We start from the raw sequence: 22,178 nt of genomic DNA on the forward strand, positions 1-22,178 counted from the left end.
TAATAAAAATTAAAAAAATAGGGAGATATTTCTACATGAAGAAAAAGTATAAAATTCTAATCATAGTGTTTATATTGTTTATTATAAGTATGATATCTTTAAATGTGCTGATAAAACCCAATAATGCATTAAATAAAGGTACTGCTGGAATTGCTGTAAAAGTGACACCGGCAGATTGGAAGGTTGGAAAATTAAATAAGCTGCCACAGTTGAGCTCAAATTTTAAAAACAGTAAAGGAATGGACTTGCGTTCAAAGGATTTATCGGAAGCTGATATTGATGGAAGGGAAAAAGAACTTTTAAATTCAAGCTTTGATAGTAATACAAAATGGCCAAAAAATATTACATCAGTTTTTTCACCTGAAAAAATTATGTCATTAGGGAAAAATCCAGGACTTGGCATAAGAACTCTCCATAGTTTAGGAGTGAATGGGAAAAATGTTGGTATTGCAATAATAGATCAGCGTCTTCTTGTAAATCATGCTGAATATAAAGATAATGTCAAATCTTATGAAGAGCTCCACTGCGGACGTGAAACTTCAATGCATGGAGCTGCAGTAGCTTCAATAGCTGTTGGTAAAAAAACGGGTATCGCTCCAAAATCTGATTTATATTATATAGGACAAGATCCTGTGGATATATGCCAAAAATCAAAAGTCAATTTTAATTACATTGCTCATGCCATAAACAGAATAATAGAACTCAATAAAAAGTTACCTCAAGGTAAAAAGATAAGGGCTATTTCCATTTCAATAGGATGGAGTCCTAGAGATGTGGGGTACAGTGAAGTGATAAAAGCAGTGGACAGAGCCAGAGAAGAAAATATATTTGTAGTTTCATCATCACTTAAAGATACTTATGGATTTAAATTTAGCGGGCTTGGAAGAAACCCTCTGTCTGATCCCGATACCTCTTCATCCTATACTCCGGGCTTATTCTGGCAGAAGGAGTATTATGAAGGAAAATATAACTTGAATAATACACTGCTTATTCCCATGGATTCAAGATGTACAGCAAGTCCAACAGGATATAGGGATTATGTTTTCTACCGAGAAGGTGGCTGGAGTTGGTCAATTCCTTATATAGCAGGTGTTTATGCTCTTTCCTGTGAAGTCAAATCAAGTATAACTCCCGATGAATTTTGGAAGACGGCATTAAGAACTGGAACTACTGTTGAATTTAGAAGAAATAGTAAATTACATAGTTTAGGTAAGATAATTAATCCTGTAAAATTAATTCAAAGTTTAAAAAATAATTCATGAGAATTTTCTTTGTTATAGTTCTGATAATTTACAGCTTAAATATTATGACAAATGAATTCAGCAGATAAATTTGAGAAAATATATTGACAAAGATGAAATTATTGCTAAAATAAAATTAGCACTCAAGTAATATAAGTGCTAACAAAAAAATATTCAGGTGACCATGAATCCGGGAATCACTTGACTGTATGATAATTGTGACAGAGGTGTCGTGCCCTGCCATTAGTATATTATATATAATTGAAAGGAAATGATAAAATGGCTGTAAAAGAATTTAAGGCAGAGTCGAAAAGACTGCTTAATTTAATGGTTAACTCAATATACACAAATAAAGAAATATTTTTGAGAGAACTTATATCAAATGCCAGCGATGCAATTGACAAAAGTTATTATCGATCACTTGTTGATGAAAATGTTAATTTCAACAAAGATGACTTCTATATCAGAATTGCTGCAGATAAGGATAAGAAAACACTTACAATTACAGACACGGGTATAGGCATGACAGAAAAGGAGCTTGAAGATAATCTTGGGACTATTGCAGAAAGCGGCTCTCTTGCGTTTAAGAATGAAAATGACATAAAAGATGGAGTAGATATTATAGGTCAATTTGGAGTTGGCTTTTATTCCGCATTTATGGTGTCTGACAAAGTAACTGTAAAAAGTCGTTCTGCTGATTCGGATAAGGCCTATAAGTGGGAATCAGAGGGGGCTGAGGGATATAGTATTGAGCCCTGTGAAAAGGAAACTACAGGTACCGAAATTATCTTAAAAATTAAAGAAAATACTGAAGATGAAAAATATGATGAGTTTTTGGATGAATACAAAATAAAATCGCTGGTTAAGAAATATTCTGATTTCATAAAATATCCAATCAAGATGATGGTAAAAAAGAGCAGGCCTAAAAAAGATAATGAAAAAGAATATGAGGATTATTTTGAAGATGAAACTTTAAACAGCATGGTACCTATCTGGAGAAAAAATAAAAATGAATTAAAGCCTGAGGATTATGATCAATTTTATATGGATAAGCATTTTGGATATGATAAACCTCTCAGGGTAATACATTCAAGTGTAGAAGGTGTGGTCAGCTACAAGACACTGCTCTTTATCCCGGCTAGAGCACCTTATGATTTCTATACAAAGGAATTTGAAAAGGGGCTGGAGTTATATTCAAATGGCGTTTTGATAATGGAAAAATGTGCTGATCTTCTTCCGGATTATTTTAGCTTTGTCCAGGGTCTTGTGGATTCAGCAGATCTTTCCCTTAATATTTCAAGAGAACTTCTGCAGCATGACAGGCAGCTTAAATTCATTGCAAAAAAGATAAAAGATAAAATAAAGAGCGAACTTCTTTTGATGCTTAAAAACGATCGTGAAAAATATATTGAATTTTACAATAGTTTTGGAAAACAGCTTAAGTATGGAGTTTATTCTGATTTCGGGGCCAACAAGGAAGTACTGCAGGATCTGTTGTTGTTTTATTCTTCTACAGAGAAAAAACTTGTAACTCTTGACGAATATGTTTCGCGAATGAAAGAGGATCAGAAATATATATATTATGCAGCAGGTGAGAATGTAGAAAAAATCGAAAAATTGCCTCAAACTGAATTGGTTAAAGACAAAAATTTTGAAATATTGTATTTTACCGACGATGTAGATGAATTTGCCATTAAGATGCTCATGAAATATAAGGAAAAGGAGTTTAAATCTGTTTCCAGTAAGGAGCTAGGTTTTGATTCTGATGATAGAGAAAGTAAAAAGGAAACTGAGGAAAACAAAGAGCTATTTGATTTCATGAAGGAAGTATTGAAAGATAAGGTAAAAGAAGTAAGGGCTTCAAATAGACTTAAGACTCATCCTGTGTGTTTGGCAAATGAAGGGGAAGTATCCATTGAAATGGAAAAAGTACTTAAAATGATGCCAAACAATCAAAATATTAAAGCCGATAAAATTCTTGAAATCAACACAAACCATCAGATGTTCAAGGCCATCAAGAAAGCGTTTCAAGAGGATAAGGATAAATTAAAGGTATACTCCAATCTGCTGTACAATCAAGCGCTTTTAATTGAGGGACTTCCCGTGGAAGATCCAGTGCAATTTGCAAATGATGTGTGTACTTTGATTAAATAATTGATGTTCTACTTTCCTTTTGAGGAAGAAGAATACGGCAAGTAAGAGACATAGTATTTCTGTGTCTCTTTTTTGCTTTGAATATTGAAATAACAGCTAATTGTTTCACGAGTATGAGAATTAGAAAACTGTTAGAATAATCAAATTGCAACAGTGAATATAACAAATAATCTCACATTTTTAAATTAATCTAACAGAATGTTTTAATGGATAATATAAGTAAAAGCTTTATCTGTGCATTTTAAAAGAATTGCTATAAAAAATAATCAGTTGGTATGATTATTGCTGAATAAAATAATTATAATGGTTAAATGTTTTTATCTGATATGAAAACATTTAATTAGTATACTTAGCCATAGTAGTAAATTTACTACTTTATATATAAATAAATAGCATTTTTTACTACTAAAGGTCAATAAAGTTTCTCTAGAGGAATTATATTGGTATTTCATATTGATTTGTACCTGGCATCGAGTAAATGATATATATGTAAAATTTCTGAAAACGGTTTATGCAATTGCAAATTATATTTTGAGTTTTAAGTTTTCAAAACAGATGATATGCAATTTTTAAAATTTTACTAAAAACACTGAAAAGGAGAGTAAAAAAATGATAAAAAAGATTTGCAAATTGATTACAGGGTATTTTCCAGTGTGGGTAGTTATTGGCTCGGTTTTAGCTTTCTTATTTCCAACGCATGTTAAGCCTTTAAGTGCTTATACTGCTTGGTATTTGGGAACCGTAATGCTTTGTATGGGGCTTACTATGACGACTAATGATTTTAAATTGGTATTTTCCCGCCCCCTTGATGTACTATGGGGTGTTGTGTCGCGTTTTTTAATTATGCCTTTCGTCGCATTTGCTATATCGAAGATTTTGCACTTGCCAGCTCCTATAGCTGCTGGACTTATTTTGGTTGGATGCTGTCCTAGTGCTGTTGCTTCAAACGTTATGACATTCTTGTCCAAAGGTGATGAGGCACTTTCAATTACAGTTTCAAGTGTAAATACTGTTTTGGCGCCTGTACTTACACCGGCACTTTTCTTATTTCTCGCAGGATCGATGGTCAAGGTAAATGCAGCATCGATGCTTTTAAGTATATTAAAAAGTGTAGTCATTCCGGTTTGTTTGGGAGTATTAATTCGCAGGATTGCAGATAAACCAGTACAAAAGGTTGTGGAATATGTGCCGGTTATATCGACAATTGCTCTTATGTTTATCATAACTACAGGCATTGCAGTAAATGCAGAGAATTTGGCTAAGATAGCATTTATAGCATTTTTGGCGGTAGCACTTCACAATGCAACCGGATTATTCCTGGGATATAATGCTGCTCGTAGATTGGGCAAACTCAGCAAACGTAAATCCAAGGCAATTGCTTTTGAAATAGGTATGGAAAATTCAGGACTTGCAGTTACACTGGCTTTAATGAATCTAGATCCTCTATGTGCTATTCCTGGTGCCATTTTTAGTGCTTGGCACAACGTTACAGGATCTGCGTTGGCATCCTACTGGGCTAAGAGAGCAGATAAGGATGATGCTTTAGATTCTAAAAAAATCAAGAGTGAGAATGGTACAGCTTAAGAAAATGTGTGTTATATTAAAAGAAATATTGGTATTTTGCGAAATTATATAAGAATTTATGCAGGTGATGTAATTTAAATTGAAATTTATTCTTGTAAGGAGGTTTATTATGCTTGATATAAAAATGCCGGTAATTCATAAAATAATTACTGAAGAGAGCTGCAGCTGTTTGTCAGAAAAAGAGATAATTGAAGCAGTTCAAAATGGGATTGACAGAGAAGTTGCAGGAAAAGACATTAAGGGGAAAAAGGTAGGTGTATTGGCAGGAAGCAGAGGTATACGTGACATTAAACTGATTATCAAACAGGTCATAATTAACTTAAAGGCACGTGGAGTCGATGTAATAGTTTTACCCGCTATGGGCAGTCACGGAGGTGCAACAGCAGAGGGCCAGCGTTCCATTTTGGATCATTATGGCATCAATGAAAAGGAGCTTGGAGTTCCCATAGTGTCAAATATGGAAGTGGCAACTATCGACCATATAGGAAAGCAGCCAGTTTACGTGGATAAAAAGGTGATGGATCTGGACTATATAATTCCAGTGAACAGGGTCAAGGCCCATACTGATTTCCATGGGGAACATGAAAGTGGAGTTGTAAAGATGTTGGTTATTGGAATGGGAAAACAGGCACAGGCGGAAGCAGTTCATCAGCATGGTGCCAGTGGACTTAAAAATCTAATTCCAAAGGTGGCCAAAAAGGTGTTAGAACATGTTCCACTATTGGCTGCAGTGGCCATTGTTGAAAATAAAAGGGATATGACAGCGGCTGTAGAAGTATTGAATGCCGAAAATATTTTTGAAAGGGATGCAGAACTTCTAAAGTATTCAAAGAAATTGCTGCCTAAGCTGCCATTAAACAATCTGGATGTTCTAGTAATTAAAAAAATGGGAAAGAATATTTCCGGTGTGGGAATGGATCCGAATGTAATTGGCCGTATGAGAATTAATGGCATTCCTGATGAGGAGGGAACTGCAAGTAGAATTGCCATACTGGATTTGACAGAGGAATCTGAAGGAAATGCACTAGGTATGGGTATTGCCGACGTGACTACAAAAAGACTTTATGATAAAGTAGATATTCAAAAAACTTATATGAATACTATAACTTCCGGATTTTTGGAACGATGTTTTATTCCAGTAGTAGCTCCTACAGATAAGGAGGCAATAAGAATAGGGTTACAAACTTGTGGACGGGCTGTAAGTGAGAGGACAGCACGTATTATGCTGATAGAGAGCACTCTTGAACTTTCACAGATATATATATCTTCAGCACTGCTGCCAGAAGTTCCTCCAGAATATAAAATTTGTGAAACCGATGTTACAGATGTATTTGACAAAGACGGTAATTTAAGATTGTTTTAAAAAATTAAATCCTGTTAAAAATTATTTTCCATGGGATATTGAAAAGTGGCTGTTTCAAAATTGACGAATTTTGAAACAGCCACTTTTAACATTAAAGCTATTCTATCATTATGCTATAATGATCAGTATACAGATATGATGTTATTTGATTTGGAGGAAAAATCAATGAGAATTTTACATACTTCTGACTGGCATCTGGGCAAAAATTTGGAGGGGCACAGTCGTATGGATGAACAGGAAGCTTTTCTTGAAGACTTTGTAAAGATAGTAAATGACAATAGTGTGGATTTAATTATTATTGCTGGGGATATTTACGACAGTTATAATCCACCGGCCAGGGCTGAAAAAATGTTCTATGATACATTAAAAAAATTGTCCTCGAATGGAAAGAGAATAACTTTGGTTATATCGGGTAATCATGATAACCCGGATAGGTTGGTGGCAGCGGGTCCTTTGGCAAGAGACCATGGCATTATAATGGTGGGTACGCCAAAGTCAGTGGTACCTTGTGGTGATTATGGCAGTCATAAGGTTGTAAATTCCGGTGAGGGTTTTGTTGAAGTTGAAATAAATGGTGAGAGAGCTGTAATTGTTACAGTGCCTTATCCCAATGAGAAAAGGTTAGATGAAGTTTTATACAGTGAAATGGAAGAGGAAAAGGATAAAGTTGTGTCCTACGGTAATAAAATTAAAACCTTATTTGACAATTTGAGTAAAAACTATAGAGAGGATACTATAAATATTGCGGTTTCACATCTGTTTGCAATGGGAAGTGCTCAGGCTGGATCAGAGAGAAGTGTCCAACTTGGAGGAAGTTTTATTGTAGATGGGAGCTGCTTTCCTGTTAAAGCTCAATATATCGCCCTAGGACATGTCCATAAACCTCAGATAGTGCCTGGAACGGAAAGAAGGGCAAGGTATTCAGGTTCTCCCCTTCAGTACAGCAAAAAAGAAATTGGCTTTAAAAAAAAGTGCTTTGTAATAGATGCAAAGGCAGGAGAGGACTGCAGGGTAAAGGAAGTTGAATTTAAGGTATATAAACCCATAGAAGTTTGGAAATGTAACAGTATAGAGGAGGCCATTTCAAGATGTAGGGAGAATAGTGAGAGAGACTGTTGGGTCTATATGGAAATAACCACTGACAGATATATAGGGGAAGATGAAATAAAATTGATGAAGACCGCTAAAAAAGACATATTGGAAATTGTTCCTAAAATATCAGATGATAATTGCAGTGATCTTGATATAAATAGTTTTTCACATAAATCTTTTGAAGAGATATTCAGGGAGTTTTATATAAAAGAAAGAAAAGTGGAACCTGAACCAGAGGTATTAGACTTGCTGCTGTCCATTATTAGGGAGGAGGAAAATAATGAAACCAATTAAGCTTAAAATAAAAGGATTGAACAGCTTTATGGATACCCAGGAAATTGATTTCAAAAAGTTGACCTGCAGAGGTATATTCGGCATATTCGGACCTACGGGAAGCGGAAAATCCACGGTGCTTGATGGAATTACCCTGGCACTTTACGGTGAGATCGCAAGAAAAAGTTCCAATTTTATGAATGTGAACTGCACAGATTTGATGGTGAGCTATGAATTTCAGATATCGGATAGGGTAGTGAGGATATACAGAGTGGAGAGGGAATTTAGGAGAGAAAATAGAACCGGGAAAGTGAGAAGTAAATCTGCCAGAATATTGGATATTACAACTTGTTCAGAAAAAATATTGGAGGAAGGGGCCAAAAGCGTAACTGAAAAATGCGAGGAAATACTAGGACTTAAACTGGAGGACTTTACCAGAACCGTGGTGCTTCCTCAGGGAAAGTTCAGTGAATTTTTAAGGCTTGAGGGAAAAGACAGGAGAAATATGCTTGAGAGATTGTTTGGACTACAAAAATACGGAGATGAACTGTCTTTTAAACTTGGATCAAAAGTAAAGAAAGAGAGAGAGAAGGAGAATCTTATCCAGGGACAGCTTACTGGCTATGAGGGAATTGATGAAAAAATTCTGAAGGAGAAAGAAAGCAGCCTTGAGGAAATAAAAAAACAGTATCACCAGTGCGAAACTGAGTACAATGATGTGGAAAAAAAATTTAATACTGCAGGAGAACTCTGGAAACTTCAAATGGAATTAAATGAAAAAATAAATCAGCAGAAGTCCATGCTGAAAATGGAAAGCTATATAGGTAAATGTGAAAGAAAAGTGACACTGGCTGAAAGTGCATTGAAAGTAAAACCTTATATGGACAGCTGCGAAAATACTCTCAGACAGGTGGAGATTTTAAGAAAAGAACTTTTGGACTTAAATGGAAGTATGGATAGTATGACACAGTACAAAAATGAAATGGATACCAGATTGAGTGTCATTGAAGAGAAAAGGCACAGGGAGCTGCCAGAATTGAAAGTGAAACAGCAGAAGATTTTGGATGCCATAGCTGAAGGTGTGATTTTAAAGAAGCTTCAGAGTCAGGAAATGACTTTGAAAAAAGATATTGATTTTTTGAAAGGAGAGCTGCAGACAAAAAATAATGAAGGAATGGAGAATAGAAAACATATTGAAAAATTATTGGATAGTATAAAATTCAAAGAAGAATTAGTGAACTGCCTTAAAATTTCTGAAGAATATAAAGAGAAAATAGATGATGGAATTATTGTCTTAAAGGATTATGAAAATATACAGAATCGAAAAAACAGTTTGCTTGAAGATATAAAAGACAGCAGTACAAATATTGAAAATGAACGTAAAAAAGGCAAGACTATGCAGGAGAATATGGATGAGAAGCAAAAGTTAATAGATAGAGCTGAAGATCAATTAAAAGAGCTCATGAAAAATTGTCCGGGAGATGAAAATACACTTCTGGATTTTCAGAAAAAGGTGGTGGAAATAAAAAGTAAATGGGATAAATACGGAGATTACAAGAATATTATAGAGAAAAATAAAAAAATTTTACATAATTTGAAGAAAGAATTAAAAGATAAATCCAGTACAGAATCCGCTCTGAGGTTTAGAATCCACAAATTAGATGAAGAAATAAAAAAATGTGAAAGACATAGTATGGCAAATATTCTCAGAAATACGCTGTCAGAAGGTGATTTATGCCCTGTGTGCGGTTCTGTTTACTGTGGTGGGAGAACTCTGGATGAAATTGATACAGGTTCTGTGGAAAAATTGAGAAAACATTTGGGGGAAAAACAGCGAGATCTCGAAAATATGTCTGAGGAGATAATAAAGATACGAACAGTTGTTGAATCAGAACAGAAAATCATAGGAGAAAATGGTAAAAAACTAAATGAGCTGGGAGAAAGTTTCAAGTCAACTCCGGTTGAGTTTATTCAAAATGAATTCACTCAGTTGAGAAACAGAGTTTATCTATTTAACAGCAGAAAGTCCGAACTTGATAAAAAGATCAAGAGTTTGAAGGAAGAAAAGAATTTTTTGAATATAGAATATAATAAAATTAGTGCGGCACGAAGTCAAAATGAAATCCAGATGAAAAAATTAAAACAGAATCTCAAGGAGGAGGATGAAAAATTCAAAATAGAAGAAAAAAAGTTATGTTCACTCAAAGCTGAATTGGGGATTGTAGATTTTAAAGGCAAAAAAAATGAGATAAATGAAAATGAAAGGAAAAAAGCTGATCTGGAAATTGAAATAAGAAAACTCAGGGACAATTTAACTGCAGCTCAATTGCAGGGAGAAACACTCAGCAGCGAAATTGCAAGTTTGAAGGGAAAATTGAATGAGAGGCAAACTGAATTTAGGGAAAAAAATAAAAATATGCTTGAAAAGAAAAGAAGTATAAAAAATAGAGTGGGAGAAGTAGAGGATCTTGAATATCTCAATAAACAAGTATCAGCACATATAGAGAAAATAGAAATGGAATATGTAAAAGTTAAGGGAGACAGTAAAAAGGCACAGGTGAAATACGATGAATATAAAAATAAGATAATAGCATGCCAGAGCAATTTGGTAAGTTCTAATGAAAGAAAGTCAGATGAAAGTGAAAAACTTGAAAGAGTTTTAAATGATCAGCATTTTGAAAACACTGACCAGGTCAAGAAGAGTTTTATAAATAAACTTGAGATCAATGAGCTCAATAAAAAAATACATGAGTACAGGGATTCACTGGTTAAATTAAAGGGTACCGTAGAAAATCTCCGTGAGAAGATAGGTGGAAAAACTTTGACAGAGGAGCAGTGGCTTGAGATACAAAATATTAAAGACAAAAAAAGTTGTCAGTTGAAAAATTTATATGAATGCAAAATAAGGTTACAGGAAGAGGTTAATTCAATAAATACAAAGCTTCTTCAATTAAAAGATGTTCTAAAGAAAAAGGAAAAAGTTGAGCATAAACTGGCGCTCCTGGATGATCTTGAGAAGTTATTCAAGGGGAAAAAATTTGTGGAATTTGTTGCAGGCAATCAACTGAAATATATATCCCTGGAAGCAGATAAAAAGTTAAAGGAAATCACATGCGGGAACTATGGGTTGGAAGTTGATGAAGATGGCAGATTTTTTATAAGGGATTATAAAAATGGAGGCAAAAAAAGAGATGCGTCCACTTTGTCGGGAGGAGAGACTTTTGTGACCTCATTGGCACTGGCGCTGGCATTGTCATTACAGATACAGCTAAAAGGCAGGGCGCCTCTGGAGTTGTTTTTTTTAGATGAAGGCTTTGGAACACTGGATGAAAATTTACTTGAAACAGTCATGGATTCACTGGAAAAGATCCATAATGACAAATTGTCAATAGGTATAATAAGTCATCTAGAATCCATAAAGGAAAGGATGCCGGTGAAGCTCATCGTTACTCCAGCTGAATCTGGAATGGGCGGGAGTAAGGCTGAAATTGAATTAGGTTAGAACATTTTATTAAAATACAGAGAGTATTCAGTATAATGATAGGGGGAGTTTATGGTGAAAAGTATAAAGAATATATCTGCTATAGGGATGGGAGCTATTGGCTGTGCCTATGTTAGCAAGTTGTACGATCTGAATCCTGGGGGATTGAAAGTTATAGCAGGCGGTGAAAGAGCTGAAAGATATAGAAAACATGGATTTATAATAAATGGTAAAAGATATGATTTTAAATATGTAGCACCAGAAGAGAAAACTGAACCTGCAGATTTGATTATTGTTTCCGTGAAAGCAAATCAACTTTCCCAGGCTGTGGAGGATATGAAAAATCAAGTTGGGGAAAATACAATTATAATATCTCTCATGAATGGAATTACCAGTGAAGAGATAATAGGAAAAAGATATGGAATGAATAAGATGCTCTATTCTCTCTGTATTGCCATTGACGGAAACCGCAGAGGAAATGTCATCTCTTTTTCCAGTTATGGAAATATAGCTTTTGGTGAAAAAACAAATAGTACTTACTCAGAAAAAGTACAGATTGTAAAAGAACTTTTTGACAGGGCAGATATACCTTACAGCATTCCAAAGGATATGATTCATTCCCTGTGGTATAAATTTATGATCAATGTAGGAATAAATCAGGCTTCAGCAGTTATAGGGGGAAATTATGGAGTATTTCAATCTGTAGGTGAAGCGAAAGAATTGATGGAGTCAGCTATGTGGGAAGTGGTAAGATTGTCTCAGAAAATGGGCATAAATTTGAGTGGACAGGATATTGAAAAATGGAATGAAGTACTTGCCACCATGCCTCCTCACAGCAATACTTCAATGTGTCAGGATATTGAATATGGAAGAAAGACTGAAGTTGATATGTTTGCGGGAACCGTATGCAGACTGGGAGGAAAATATGGAATAGACACTCCGGTAAACAGGACACTTTTAAATATAATAAAAGCAGTGGAGTCGAAAAATGATTTAAAGGTATAGATTTTATACTTTATAGGAGAAAATAGATGGAAGAGGATTATAAAAATCTTAAAATTGCAGAAAAGAGAACTAAGGTAAATGTGGTAGTATATGTGTTTTTATCTTTATTTAAACTCGGTATAGGATATTTTTTTAATTCCAAGGTTCTTTTTGCAGACGGCATTAATAATTCCACGGATATCATAGCCTCCCTTGCCATTGTTATAGGGCTTAAAATATCGAGGAAACCTGCCGATGAGGACCATGCCTATGGACATTTGAGGGCACAGACGGTATCTACCCTGGTGGCCTCTTTGATAATGACAGCCGTTGGAGCAGAGGTTTTTTACAATGCAGTATACTCTACAGTTTTTTTTAAGACCAAAGCACCGGATATGATGTCTGCAGTAGTTTCCATTATATGTACTGTACTGGTATATGCAGTGTACAGGTATAACAGGAAAGTGGCAGTTAAAATCAAGAGCCTGGCACTTATGGCTGCTGCAAAAGACAATCTTTCAGATGCCTGGGTCAGTTTTGGGGCCGCCTGTGGAATTATAGCTTCGCAGTTTGGTCTTCCCTGGATAGATCCACTGGCGGCGGTAATAGTGGGAATACTTATAATAAAAACAGGTATAGGGATCTTCAAGGAGTCCGCCCAAAGTTTAACTGATGGTTTTGACAGCAGGCAGCTGGACAGAATAATTGGAAAAATAAATCAAATTGAAGGCGTAGACAGCGTCAAGGATGTAAAGGCTAGGGTACATGGAAATAATATTTTACTTGATATTATAATAAGTGTCAGCTCTAAATTGACCGTACTGGAAAGTCATGGTATTACGGAAAAAATAGAAAATATGCTGAGCAGTGAATTTCAGATAAAATATGCAATTATACATGTAGAGCCGGCTTTGAAATAGGCCGTCATATCCAGATATCAAAGTTCAGAGTTGAAATATAAAACTCTGCAGATTTTCAAATTTGTCTGAAAACTGTTATTTTTGCTATAATGATAATAGGTAAAGGGGCGTGATATCGTGAAAGATAAAGAATTCTTTAAGAAGTTCAGGGAATATGCCTTTTACATTATTCTGGCTATTGGACTGGCACTTGTATGCAGAAGTTATGTTTTTGCCCGGACTGATGTAATAGGATCTTCCATGCAGCCGACTTTTAATGATAAGGATGTTATATTTATGGAAAAGATAAGCACTGAAACGGGACATATAAACAGAGGAGAAGTGGTCGTTTTCAACTCTCATGACGAGAATGAGGACAACTATATAAAAAGGGTTATAGGAATAGCTGGAGATAAAATTGAGATAAAGTCCGGAGAGGTTTATTTAAATGGAAAAGTTCTCACTGAAAGTTATCTTCCAGAAGAAGTTGTAACTGAGGCCAATTCAGCTGTTGCGGAGTATGTTGTGCCCGAAGGTTATATTTTTGTGCTTGGGGATAATAGGAAAAATAGTACCGACAGCAGAATAATAGGGCCTGTAAATTTAAAGGATGTTAAGGGACATGTAATTTTAAGAGTGTATCCTTTTAAGAATATAAACTACTTTAAATAATTACAAATGGAGTTTGCTTATTATTTTAATGAGGGCGATTTGATAATTGATAATTTAAGTTACGAAGTTAAAAAATCAGGGGAAACAGTCAATCTTACCCCCATAGAATACAAAATACTTTCAGTTATGGTAAACCATCCTGAAAAGATTTTTACAAGGGAGGAACTTATATCTATTGCGCTGGAGAAAAATTTTGATGGATACAACAGAGCCATTGATTCACATATAAAAAATTTAAGACAGAAAATAGAAACTGATTCCAAAAAGCCTGCATATATTTTAACTGTAAGGGGAATAGGATATAAGTTTGGAGGAATAAAGGGCAAAGCTGAATAATTGATTACAGGTTTAACATGATGTATAATGAGTTCTACAGGAGGCGATATTGCATGGATAAAATTTCAAGTTTCACTGTCAATCATTTAAAATTAATACCAGGTGTTTATGTTTCCAGAAAAGATAAATTTGGAGATGTAGTTCTAACCACATTTGATATAAGAATGACAAGCCCTAATGACGAACCTGTTATGAATACAGCTGAAGTTCATACTATTGAGCATTTGGGAGCAACTTTTTTGAGAAATCACAGCACTTATGGAGGTAAAACCGTATATTTTGGACCCATGGGTTGCAGAACCGGATTTTATCTGATTTTGTATGGAGACTATGAGTCAAAGGATATCGTGGATTTGCTGGTGGAAATGTATAAATTTATCTTGAATTTTGAAGGTGACATACCCGGTGCTGCTCCAAAAGACTGCGGAAATTATTTGGATATGAATCTTCCTATGGCGAAGTACTGGGCAGATAAATTTCTCAAAGAGGTCTTGACAGACATCTCGGATGAGAGGTTGAATTATCCTGAATAATACAATACAATTTATAAAAGGTTGCTTCTATCTATTTTGAGCAGAAGTAACTTTTTTAAATTTTATATGTAAAATTATACTTGATTAATTAAAGTTTATGTAGTATTATCAGATTGTAGATTATATAAATGTAATGATGGGAAGAGTAGATTGTACGATGCTATTTTAGAGAGAATTTTCGTGTGGTGTGAGAAAATTTTAGCGGGAGACAATTGAAATGCATCCTGGAGCACTGAATTGAACTTGAGTAGGTTTCAGCGGAAACAGCCGTTAAAATGTTAAGGTATGATTGTACCGACAATGAGTTTTTCTTTCCTGCATAGGTTGTTTTTATGCAGTACTTGAGGGATAAACAGAGTGGAACCGTAGAAGTAAAACCTTCTGCCTCTGTAAGGGGCGGAAGGTTTTTTGTTTTTCATAATTCCGGAATTTGAAAAATATTAAACAACAGCTTCAACAGCGAAAATTTGTAATTTAAAGGAGATTGTTATATTATGGAAGTTTTTAATGATATTAAGGAAATGATAGGAAAAACACCTATACTGAAAATAAACAAATTTGATCTAAAAGATGGAGTTAATATATATGCCAAACTTGAAAATTTTAATCCAGGAGGCAGTGTAAAAGATAGAATTGGCGATTATATGATAAAAAAGGCAGAGGAAAGCGGTAGATTGAAGAAAGGCTACACTATAGTTGAAGCTACTGCAGGCAATACTGGTCTTGGAATTGCGCTGGGAGCTTTAAACAGAGGATACAGGGTTATATTTGCAGTACCGGAGAAATTTTCCATAGAAAAACAGGTATTGATGAGGGCGCTTGGAGCGGAGATAATTCATACTCCAGAAGAAGATGGAATGAGAGGTGCTATTGAAAAATCCAAGGAGATTTTAAATCAGATACCAAATTCCATAGCTTTGGGACAATTTGAAAACAATGATAATCCCGAGGCACATTATGCTACTACAGGTCCTGAAATATATGAACAGTTAGGTGGGAAAATAGATTATTTTGTGGCTGGAGCAGGTACCGGCGGAACTTTTACAGGTGTGGCAAAGTATTTAAAGGAAAAGGACAGCAGCATAAAGACCATACTGGCGGATCCGGAAGGTTCTACCCTTGGCGGTGGTACTGAAGAGCACGGTTATGCTATTGAAGGCATAGGAAATGATTTCCTGCCGGACACTATGGATATAAAATTGGTTGATAAAGTTATAAAGGTAAATGATGATGAAGCTTTTAGATTGGTGAGAGAGTTGGCAAAAAAGGAAGGCTTGATAGTTGGATCTTCCTCTGGTGCAGCTCTTGCAGCAGCGTTGAAATTGGCAGATACCATAGATGGAGGAAATATAGTAACTATATTTCCAGATAGGGGAGACAGATATTTCAGTAAAAATTTGTATGAATAGAAAGATTTCTATTGACAAAAAGAATAAAGAATTGTATATTGAATATAAATTAAATATAAGTGATTTACAATATTTGTAGACTTTCTTATCGAGAGAGGCGGAGGGACTGGCCCTGTGATGCCCGGCAACCGATTGTAATTTGTACAGTAAATGGTGCCAATTCCAGCAGGTAAAACCTGAAAGATGAGAGATAATGGAATTTATACTTCCTGTGATTTCTCACAGGAAGTTTTTTAATGTAATTATATAAAATCAAATATTATAATTCTTATCAAGAGTGGTTAAGGGACTGGCCCTATGATACCCGGCAACCAGATATACATTTAGTTCGTACATCTAGGTGCTAATTCCAGCAGGTATATCCTGAAAGATGAGGGACAATGGAATCTATATGTCTTCTCACATATAGATTTTTTACTTGGAGGTATAAATAAGATGTACAATAATGCAGGCAATAAATTACTAAAAAAAGATCTTAAAAATAGGCATATTCAGATGATAGCTATTGGAGGTGCCATAGGTGTAGGATTGTTCTATGGCTCTGCAGATGCTATTAAGACAGGCGGACCTGCCATTATTCTGGCATATTTAATAGGAGGACTGTTCATTTTTTTCATTATGAGGGCCTTGGGTGAGCTGGCTGTAGATGAGCCAAATTCGGGTTCCTTCAGTGCTTATGCTACTCGTTACCTTGGAAATTTTGCAGGATTTTTTTCAGGCTGGACATATTGGTTTCAGGCTACAGCTACTGTTATGGCAGAACTCACTGCCATGGGGGTATATGTTCAATTTTGGCTTCCCCAGTTTCCAAAATGGATTACTGCACTTATATTTTTGATCATACTCATTGCAGTCAATTTAGTTGGAGTTAAAGCTTACGGTGAATTTGAATTTTGGTTTGCCCTTGTGAAAGTGGTTGCCATAGTATGCATGATTATTTTTGGAATGCTTATTATATTATTTGGATTTAATAATGGAGGGCATTCTATTGGATTTTCTAATATATGGAATAATGGAGGATTTTTCGCCAATGGATTTAAAGGGTTTGTGCTTTCTTTTGTTTTTGTGAGTTTTGCATTTGGAGGGGTGGAACTTATTGGCATAACGGCGGGAGAGGCAAGGGATCCACAAAAATCCATTCCAAAAGCTATCAACGATGTATTTTGGCGTATACTTATCTTCTATGTGGGTTCTGTGTTGGTGATGCTGGCACTTTATCCCTGGAATAAAATTGGGGTTGCAGGAAGTCCCTTTGTATTGGTGTTCTCTAAAGTAGGTATTCCTGCAGCTGCTTCAGTCATAAATTTTGTAATTTTGACAGCTGCTCTTTCAGGCATGAACAGTGCCCTGTATATAAATGGCAGAATGCTTTACAGTCTGGCACTAAATGGTAATGCTCCCAGAGTATTTGGAAAGTTGAATAAATCCGGGGCACCCTATGTGGGAACACTCTTCAGTACGGCTGTGGCATTGATTGCCGTAATTTTAAATTATTTCATACCGGAGAAATTTTTTACATATATTTCCTCAACAACAACTATAGCCATTTTGACTGCCTGGGGTACGATTCTTATAACACAATTGAAGTTCCGCAGAAAAAAAGCTATGGAAGGGCAGAAAATTGCTTTTAAAATGCCTTTTTACCCTTTTTCTTCATACATTACAATAATTTATCTGCTGGCTATTGTTGTTACAATGGCGTTTTTGCCAGCTACCCGCATTGCCCTTTATATTGCGCCTATATGGGTATTGGCCATGGTGGGAATATATAAATTACTTCATCATAGTGAACAATCAAAATTATCATATATAAATAGTAAATAGAAAAGTTAAATAAATTGGAGGGATAAAGATGAGTAGATTATTTACATCAGAATCAGTTACAGAGGGACATCCTGATAAAATTTGTGATCAAATATCGGATGCAGTTCTAGATGCTGTTATTGAACAGGACAAATATGGAAGAGTAGCTTGCGAAACAGTTGTAAATACAGGGCTTGTGCTTCTAGTTGGAGAGATATCCACTAAAGCCTATGTGGATATACCTAAGATAGTGAGGAAAACTATCGAAGAAATAGGATATACAGGTTCAAAATTTGGATTTGATGCCAGCAATTGCGCGGTTATAACATCAATAGATGAGCAATCTTCAGATATTGCCTTGGGAGTAAATGAATCACTGGAGGCAAAACTGGGAGAAAAAGATGATATAGAGGCAATAGGTGCAGGGGATCAAGGGATGGTGTTTGGATTTGCCACAAATGAGACACCTGAATATATGCCACTTCCAATAGCACTGGCTCATAGACTTTCGAGAGGATTGGCCGATGTCAGGAAAAATGGCATTATTCCATATTTAGGACCAGATGGTAAAACCCAGGTTACAGTAGAATATGAAGGAGAAAAACCTGTGAGAGTAGATACAATTTTGATATCCTCACAACATGAAGAAAATGTGGAACATGACCAGATTGAAAGAGATATAATAGATAATGTCATAAAAGAGGTAATACCTGAGAAATTTATAGATTCCAATACCAAATATATTGTGAATCCTACAGGAAGGTTTGTAAAGGGAGGTCCGGAGGCTGATTCAGGACTTACTGGAAGAAAGATAATAGTTGATACCTACGGTGGATATGGAAGGCATGGAGGAGGAGCTTTTTCGGGAAAAGATCCGACGAAAGTCGATAGATCCGGAGCCTATGCGGCAAGGTGGATAGCAAAGAATTTGGTGGCAGCAGGTGCTGCGGATAAGATAGAAGTGGAGGTTGCCTATGCTATAGGAGTGGCAAGGCCTGTGTCCATAAGTGTCGATACTTTTGGAACAGGTAAGGTATCTGATGAGAAAATAGTGGATATTGTAAAAAAGCTTTTTGACTTGAGGCCGGCAGCCATTATAAGAGATTTGGATCTTAGAAGGCCAATATATAAAAAGACAGCTGCTTATGGACATTTCGGAAGAACCGATATAGAGCTGCCCTGGGAAAGCCTTGATAAAGTGGATAAGATAAAAGAAGAATTAAATAAGGTGGTTGTATATTCTTAAGCCACAAATGCTGTGAATTTTTATGAAAGGTTGACCAGAAATACTGGAGGCCAGGCAAACTAAATTTTTAAGTTTGTCTGGCCTTTTTATATTTTAATTATGCAAAAAAGGAGATAATAAGATATGCCTATAAATTTTGCAAGGGAGATTGAAAAAAAGACATTTCAACATCCCTGCTATAACTGTATTGCACATAAGTATGCTAGAATGCACATACCTGTAGCTCCAAAATGCAATGTAAGCTGTAATTTCTGCAATAGAAAATATGATTGTGTAAATGAATCCAGGCCTGGAGTTACAAGTGGAATTCTATCCCCAGAGGAAGCAAGAGATAAATTCAAGATAGTAAAAAATAAAATAAAAAATTTGACGGTGGTTGGAATAGCTGGTCCAGGAGATCCACTTGCAAATTTTGAAGAAACCAAAAAGTCCATAGAACTTATAAAAGAAGAATGCCCGGATATTACATTTTGCCTTTCCACCAATGGATTGATGCTTCCTGCTTATGCGGAGGAACTGATAAAATTGGGAGTCACACACGTTACAATAACCATAAATGCTGTAGACCCTGAAATAGACGCACAGATCTATAAATATATAAACTATAGGGGAAGCACTTTTGTAGGGCCGCAGGCAGGAAAAATTCTACTTGACAATCAGCTTACAGGTCTTAGATATCTTACAGAAAAAGGTATTGTGTGCAAAGTAAATATTGTGATGATAAAGGGAATCAATGATGCTCACATTCCTGAAATAGTAAAAAAAGTTAAGGAATGTGGTGCCTATATGACAAATATAATGCCTCTTATACCTGTAAAGGGAAGTGTATTTGAAAACAGGGATACTGTAGATGAATCTGAATTGAAAAGCATGAGGAAAAAATGTGAGCCCTATTTAAAACAGATGTATCACTGCAGGCAGTGCAGGGCAGATGCCATAGGGAGTTTGAATGAGGATGTATCGGCTCAATTTAGGAATTATAAGAAAAATGTAATTTCTATTGACAAATCTGAGAAAATATATAAAGATGACAATAAAACAGGTAAGGTGAACAGAGGTTATAGATTTGCAGTGGCCAGCAGTTCCGGAGATTATGTAGATGAACATTTTGGGCATGTATCTCAGTTTTATATATATGATGTATTAGATGAGAATATTAAATTTTATGAGAAAAGGGATGTGGAGAGGTATTGTAATGGCCAACAAGAATGTACTGGACATGATGATAGGATATCGGGTATTATAAAGTGCATAGAGGACTGTAATGGAGTGCTTGTACTGCGTATTGGCTTCGAACCTGTAATTAGGCTTCATGAGAAGGGGATAAAGGTATTTCAGATGTACAGTACTATAGAAGAGGGCATAGAAAAGGCAGTAAAATTGATGAGTCAGGTTGATAAATCAAGCGATTCTTAGATTCAGATGGAGGTTATGATTTAATGAAGGGAAAAATTTTGGTGAGTGCGTGTTTACTTGGAGAGAAGGTACGTTATGACAATGGAGATGTAGCCTGTCATGATCCGCGATTTTTAAGGTGGGCTAAAGAGGGGCTGCTTATAGGAATTTGTCCAGAAGTATCTGGAGGACTTCCTGTGCCGAGGCCGGATTCCCAAAGAAAAGGAGATAGGGTAGTCACTGGCAAGGGTGTTGATGTGACTTATGAATATAAAAGTGGAGCACAGAAAGCTCTTTCTCTTGCAAAAGAAAATGATGTTTCCGTTGCTATTTTAAAACAAGACAGCCCTTCTTGCGGGAGCTTGTATATATTTGATGGTACATTTAAGGGTGTTAAAAAGTCAGGCCAAGGTGTTACTGCTGAATTGCTGAGAAGGAACGGTATTAAAGTGTTTGGCGAAGATCAGCTGGATGAAGCTGAAAGAGAAATTAAAAAAATTACCTCAAATTCTTGACAATATGTGTATTAGATTATATAATTAGCCTTATATAGAAAAATAAACAAAATTCTTATCAAGAGAGATTGAGGGACTGGCCCTATGACGTCCGGCAACCTAAATTTATTTAACGGTGCTAATTCCAGCAGATTATATGTCTGAAAGATGAGAGAACAAGTACTTTCTTGTATTTTATCTTTGCAGGAAAGTTTTTTATTTGCAGGAGAAATTAGTGTGTATGTATTTTGTAAAAATTGAGATTTGATAATAATATTGAAAAGAGTTGACTAGAAACACTAGAGACTTATTTCTTGTTAGATGTAAGCTTCTGGTGTTTTTTGTATTTTGAAATATTTAGATAAAAAGGAGGATGATAATGAATGGATATAGATAGTAAAACTTATCTGGAAAATAAAAGTCATGAAAAAAATGCAGGGAAAATACTGAGCAAAATTTTTAGAAAAAGTATAGCTGTAGTGCTGTTTCTGGTTTTCTGGCAGGTTGCACCTATACTCGGGATAGTTGATCATCAATTTATACCTACTTTTACAGAAACAGTGGGTACTATTGTGAGTCTTACGCTCAAAAATGAAATGCTTGTTCATGTAAAAGTAAGTCTTTTAAGAGCTGGAGTGGGATTTTTGTTGGCCGGAATTATAGCCGTGCCTCTGGGATTTTTACTTGCAGGAGGATTTAGAAAGCTGGAGGAAATACTGGATCCGTTGCTGCAGATTCTGGCGCAGGTAAATCCTTTCTCATTGTTCCCGGTTTTTATACTTCTTTTTGGAATAGGAGAAGTCGCCAAGATCTCTATAATATTCTGGGTGTCCATATGGCCTATATTATTTAGTACTATAACGGGAGTGAAAACTATAGATCCGCTGTTGGTTAAGGCAGCTCAGGCCATGGGCACATCGAAAATAAAACTTTTTTGGAAAGTAGTTTTGCCGGGAGCTGCTCCAAGTATATTTTCAGGACTCAGGATGAGTGCAGGTAATGCATTTTTGATGCTCATAGCTGCGGAAATGATAGGAGCAAGCGCAGGACTTGGATGGATGGTGCTCAATTCAGAAGTTAATTTCCAAATTAACAGGCTGTTTGCAGCAGCGCTTACAATTGCCCTGTTGGGTATATTTATAAATAAAGCCATAGGTTTTGCAGAAAAAAAAGTTGTAGTGTGGAAACAGGATTCTTTTGTATCTTAAAAATTTAATTA

At 35.6% G+C, this 22,178-nt stretch carries 16 protein-coding genes, 1 pseudogene and 3 riboswitches; all 17 genes and pseudogenes read left to right on the top strand.

The features are described 5' to 3' along the window. The first annotated feature begins 35 nt into the window (after positions 1-35). The 17 genes and pseudogenes from J5G60_RS00290 (at position 36) to J5G60_RS00370 (ending at position 22,167) form a co-directional block, all read left to right on the top strand. Positions 36-1,262 carry a S8/S53 family peptidase gene (locus J5G60_RS00290; protein WP_150355591.1) on the top strand — a complete coding sequence of 409 codons (1,227 nt, stop codon included), beginning with the start codon at positions 36-38 and terminating at the stop codon, positions 1,260-1,262. Between the two features lie 258 nt (positions 1,263-1,520). After that, positions 1,521-3,395, top strand: a complete 1,875-nt coding sequence (gene htpG / locus J5G60_RS00295) for a molecular chaperone HtpG (RefSeq protein WP_150355592.1) — start codon at positions 1,521-1,523, stop codon at positions 3,393-3,395. Positions 3,396-4,004: 609 nt separating this feature from the next. After that, positions 4,005-4,979 (top strand): bile acid:sodium symporter family protein, encoded by a 975-nt coding sequence (locus tag J5G60_RS00300; protein WP_150355593.1) that lies wholly within the window; start codon positions 4,005-4,007, stop codon positions 4,977-4,979. A 109-nt stretch (positions 4,980-5,088) separates the two neighbouring features. Next, a complete protein-coding gene (locus tag J5G60_RS00305) occupies positions 5,089-6,342 on the top strand; it encodes a lactate racemase domain-containing protein (RefSeq protein WP_150355594.1) in 1,254 nt (417 codons plus the stop codon). A gap of 165 nt (positions 6,343-6,507) precedes the next feature. Then, positions 6,508-7,728: an exonuclease SbcCD subunit D gene (locus tag J5G60_RS00310; protein WP_150355595.1), complete on the top strand. Its 1,221-nt coding sequence runs from the start codon at positions 6,508-6,510 to the stop codon at positions 7,726-7,728. Beyond that, a complete protein-coding gene (locus J5G60_RS00315) occupies positions 7,715-11,209 on the top strand; it encodes an AAA family ATPase (RefSeq protein ID WP_150355596.1) in 3,495 nt (1,164 codons plus the stop codon). Before J5G60_RS00310 ends, J5G60_RS00315 begins: the two co-directional genes overlap by 14 nt. A 54-nt stretch (positions 11,210-11,263) precedes the next feature. Further along, a complete protein-coding gene (locus J5G60_RS00320) occupies positions 11,264-12,193 on the top strand; it encodes a ketopantoate reductase family protein (RefSeq protein WP_150355649.1) in 930 nt (309 codons plus the stop codon). Positions 12,194-12,219: 26 nt separating this feature from the next. Further along, the gene (locus J5G60_RS00325; protein WP_150355597.1) at positions 12,220-13,092 is read left to right on the top strand and encodes a cation diffusion facilitator family transporter; all 873 of its coding nucleotides are present in this window, start codon (positions 12,220-12,222) and stop codon (positions 13,090-13,092) included. A 117-nt stretch (positions 13,093-13,209) separates the two neighbouring features. After that, complete coding sequence (lepB, locus tag J5G60_RS00330; RefSeq protein ID WP_150355598.1) at positions 13,210-13,743, top strand: signal peptidase I; 534 nt, start codon at positions 13,210-13,212, stop codon at positions 13,741-13,743. A gap of 18 nt (positions 13,744-13,761) precedes the next feature. Then, positions 13,762-14,079: pseudogene (locus J5G60_RS00335) on the top strand (winged helix-turn-helix domain-containing protein); the annotation flags it as partial. A 53-nt stretch (positions 14,080-14,132) separates the two neighbouring features. Continuing rightward, positions 14,133-14,612 (top strand): S-ribosylhomocysteine lyase, encoded by a 480-nt coding sequence (locus tag J5G60_RS00340; RefSeq protein ID WP_150355600.1) that lies wholly within the window; start codon positions 14,133-14,135, stop codon positions 14,610-14,612. Between the two features lie 494 nt (positions 14,613-15,106). Next, entirely contained in the window at positions 15,107-16,021 is a 915-nt protein-coding gene (gene cysK, locus J5G60_RS00345) for a cysteine synthase A (protein WP_150355601.1), read from the top strand. Positions 16,022-16,103: 82 nt separating this feature from the next. Then, positions 16,104-16,211, top strand: a riboswitch (SAM riboswitch). 75 nt (positions 16,212-16,286) lie between these two features. Then, positions 16,287-16,398, top strand: a riboswitch (SAM riboswitch). A gap of 58 nt (positions 16,399-16,456) precedes the next feature. Beyond that, complete coding sequence (locus J5G60_RS00350) at positions 16,457-17,845, top strand: amino acid permease (protein ID WP_150355602.1); 1,389 nt, start codon at positions 16,457-16,459, stop codon at positions 17,843-17,845. Between the two features lie 28 nt (positions 17,846-17,873). After that, positions 17,874-19,070: a methionine adenosyltransferase gene (metK, locus tag J5G60_RS00355; RefSeq protein WP_150355603.1), complete on the top strand. Its 1,197-nt coding sequence runs from the start codon at positions 17,874-17,876 to the stop codon at positions 19,068-19,070. 123 nt (positions 19,071-19,193) lie between these two features. Then, positions 19,194-20,486, top strand: coding sequence for a nitrogenase cofactor biosynthesis protein NifB (nifB, locus tag J5G60_RS00360; RefSeq protein ID WP_150355604.1), 1,293 nt, complete (start codon positions 19,194-19,196; stop codon positions 20,484-20,486). Between the two features lie 23 nt (positions 20,487-20,509). Beyond that, positions 20,510-20,980, top strand: a complete 471-nt coding sequence (locus J5G60_RS00365; RefSeq protein ID WP_150355605.1) for a DUF523 domain-containing protein — start codon at positions 20,510-20,512, stop codon at positions 20,978-20,980. Between the two features lie 52 nt (positions 20,981-21,032). Then, a riboswitch (SAM riboswitch) is annotated at positions 21,033-21,134 on the top strand. Between the two features lie 208 nt (positions 21,135-21,342). Then, positions 21,343-22,167, top strand: a complete 825-nt coding sequence (locus J5G60_RS00370; RefSeq protein ID WP_150355606.1) for an ABC transporter permease — start codon at positions 21,343-21,345, stop codon at positions 22,165-22,167. The last annotated feature ends 11 nt before the right edge of the window (positions 22,168-22,178 follow it).

The organism is Clostridium sp. HV4-5-A1G (assembly GCF_900184915.1).
Classification (GTDB): domain Bacteria; phylum Bacillota; class Clostridia; order Clostridiales; family Clostridiaceae; genus Clostridium_B; species Clostridium_B aromativorans.

Excerpts from the sequence above, each read along its gene's own strand:
- J5G60_RS00290 (WP_150355591.1), top strand. The coding sequence starts at position 36 with ATGAAGAAAAAGTATAAAATTCTAATCATAGTGTTTATATTGTTTATT.
- J5G60_RS00365 (WP_150355605.1), top strand. The coding sequence starts at position 20,510 with ATGAAGGGAAAAATTTTGGTGAGTGCGTGTTTACTTGGAGAGAAGGTA.
- htpG (WP_150355592.1), top strand. The coding sequence starts at position 1,521 with ATGGCTGTAAAAGAATTTAAGGCAGAGTCGAAAAGACTGCTTAATTTA.
- J5G60_RS00340 (WP_150355600.1), top strand. The coding sequence starts at position 14,133 with ATGGATAAAATTTCAAGTTTCACTGTCAATCATTTAAAATTAATACCA.
- J5G60_RS00350 (WP_150355602.1), top strand. The coding sequence starts at position 16,457 with ATGTACAATAATGCAGGCAATAAATTACTAAAAAAAGATCTTAAAAAT.
- J5G60_RS00300 (WP_150355593.1), top strand. The coding sequence starts at position 4,005 with ATGATAAAAAAGATTTGCAAATTGATTACAGGGTATTTTCCAGTGTGG.
- J5G60_RS00310 (WP_150355595.1), top strand. The coding sequence starts at position 6,508 with ATGAGAATTTTACATACTTCTGACTGGCATCTGGGCAAAAATTTGGAG.
- cysK (WP_150355601.1), top strand. The coding sequence starts at position 15,107 with ATGGAAGTTTTTAATGATATTAAGGAAATGATAGGAAAAACACCTATA.
- metK (WP_150355603.1), top strand. The coding sequence starts at position 17,874 with ATGAGTAGATTATTTACATCAGAATCAGTTACAGAGGGACATCCTGAT.
- nifB (WP_150355604.1), top strand. The coding sequence starts at position 19,194 with ATGCCTATAAATTTTGCAAGGGAGATTGAAAAAAAGACATTTCAACAT.
- J5G60_RS00315 (WP_150355596.1), top strand. The coding sequence starts at position 7,715 with ATGAAACCAATTAAGCTTAAAATAAAAGGATTGAACAGCTTTATGGAT.
- J5G60_RS00325 (WP_150355597.1), top strand. The coding sequence starts at position 12,220 with ATGGAAGAGGATTATAAAAATCTTAAAATTGCAGAAAAGAGAACTAAG.
- J5G60_RS00305 (WP_150355594.1), top strand. The coding sequence starts at position 5,089 with ATGCTTGATATAAAAATGCCGGTAATTCATAAAATAATTACTGAAGAG.
- J5G60_RS00370 (WP_150355606.1), top strand. The coding sequence starts at position 21,343 with ATGGATATAGATAGTAAAACTTATCTGGAAAATAAAAGTCATGAAAAA.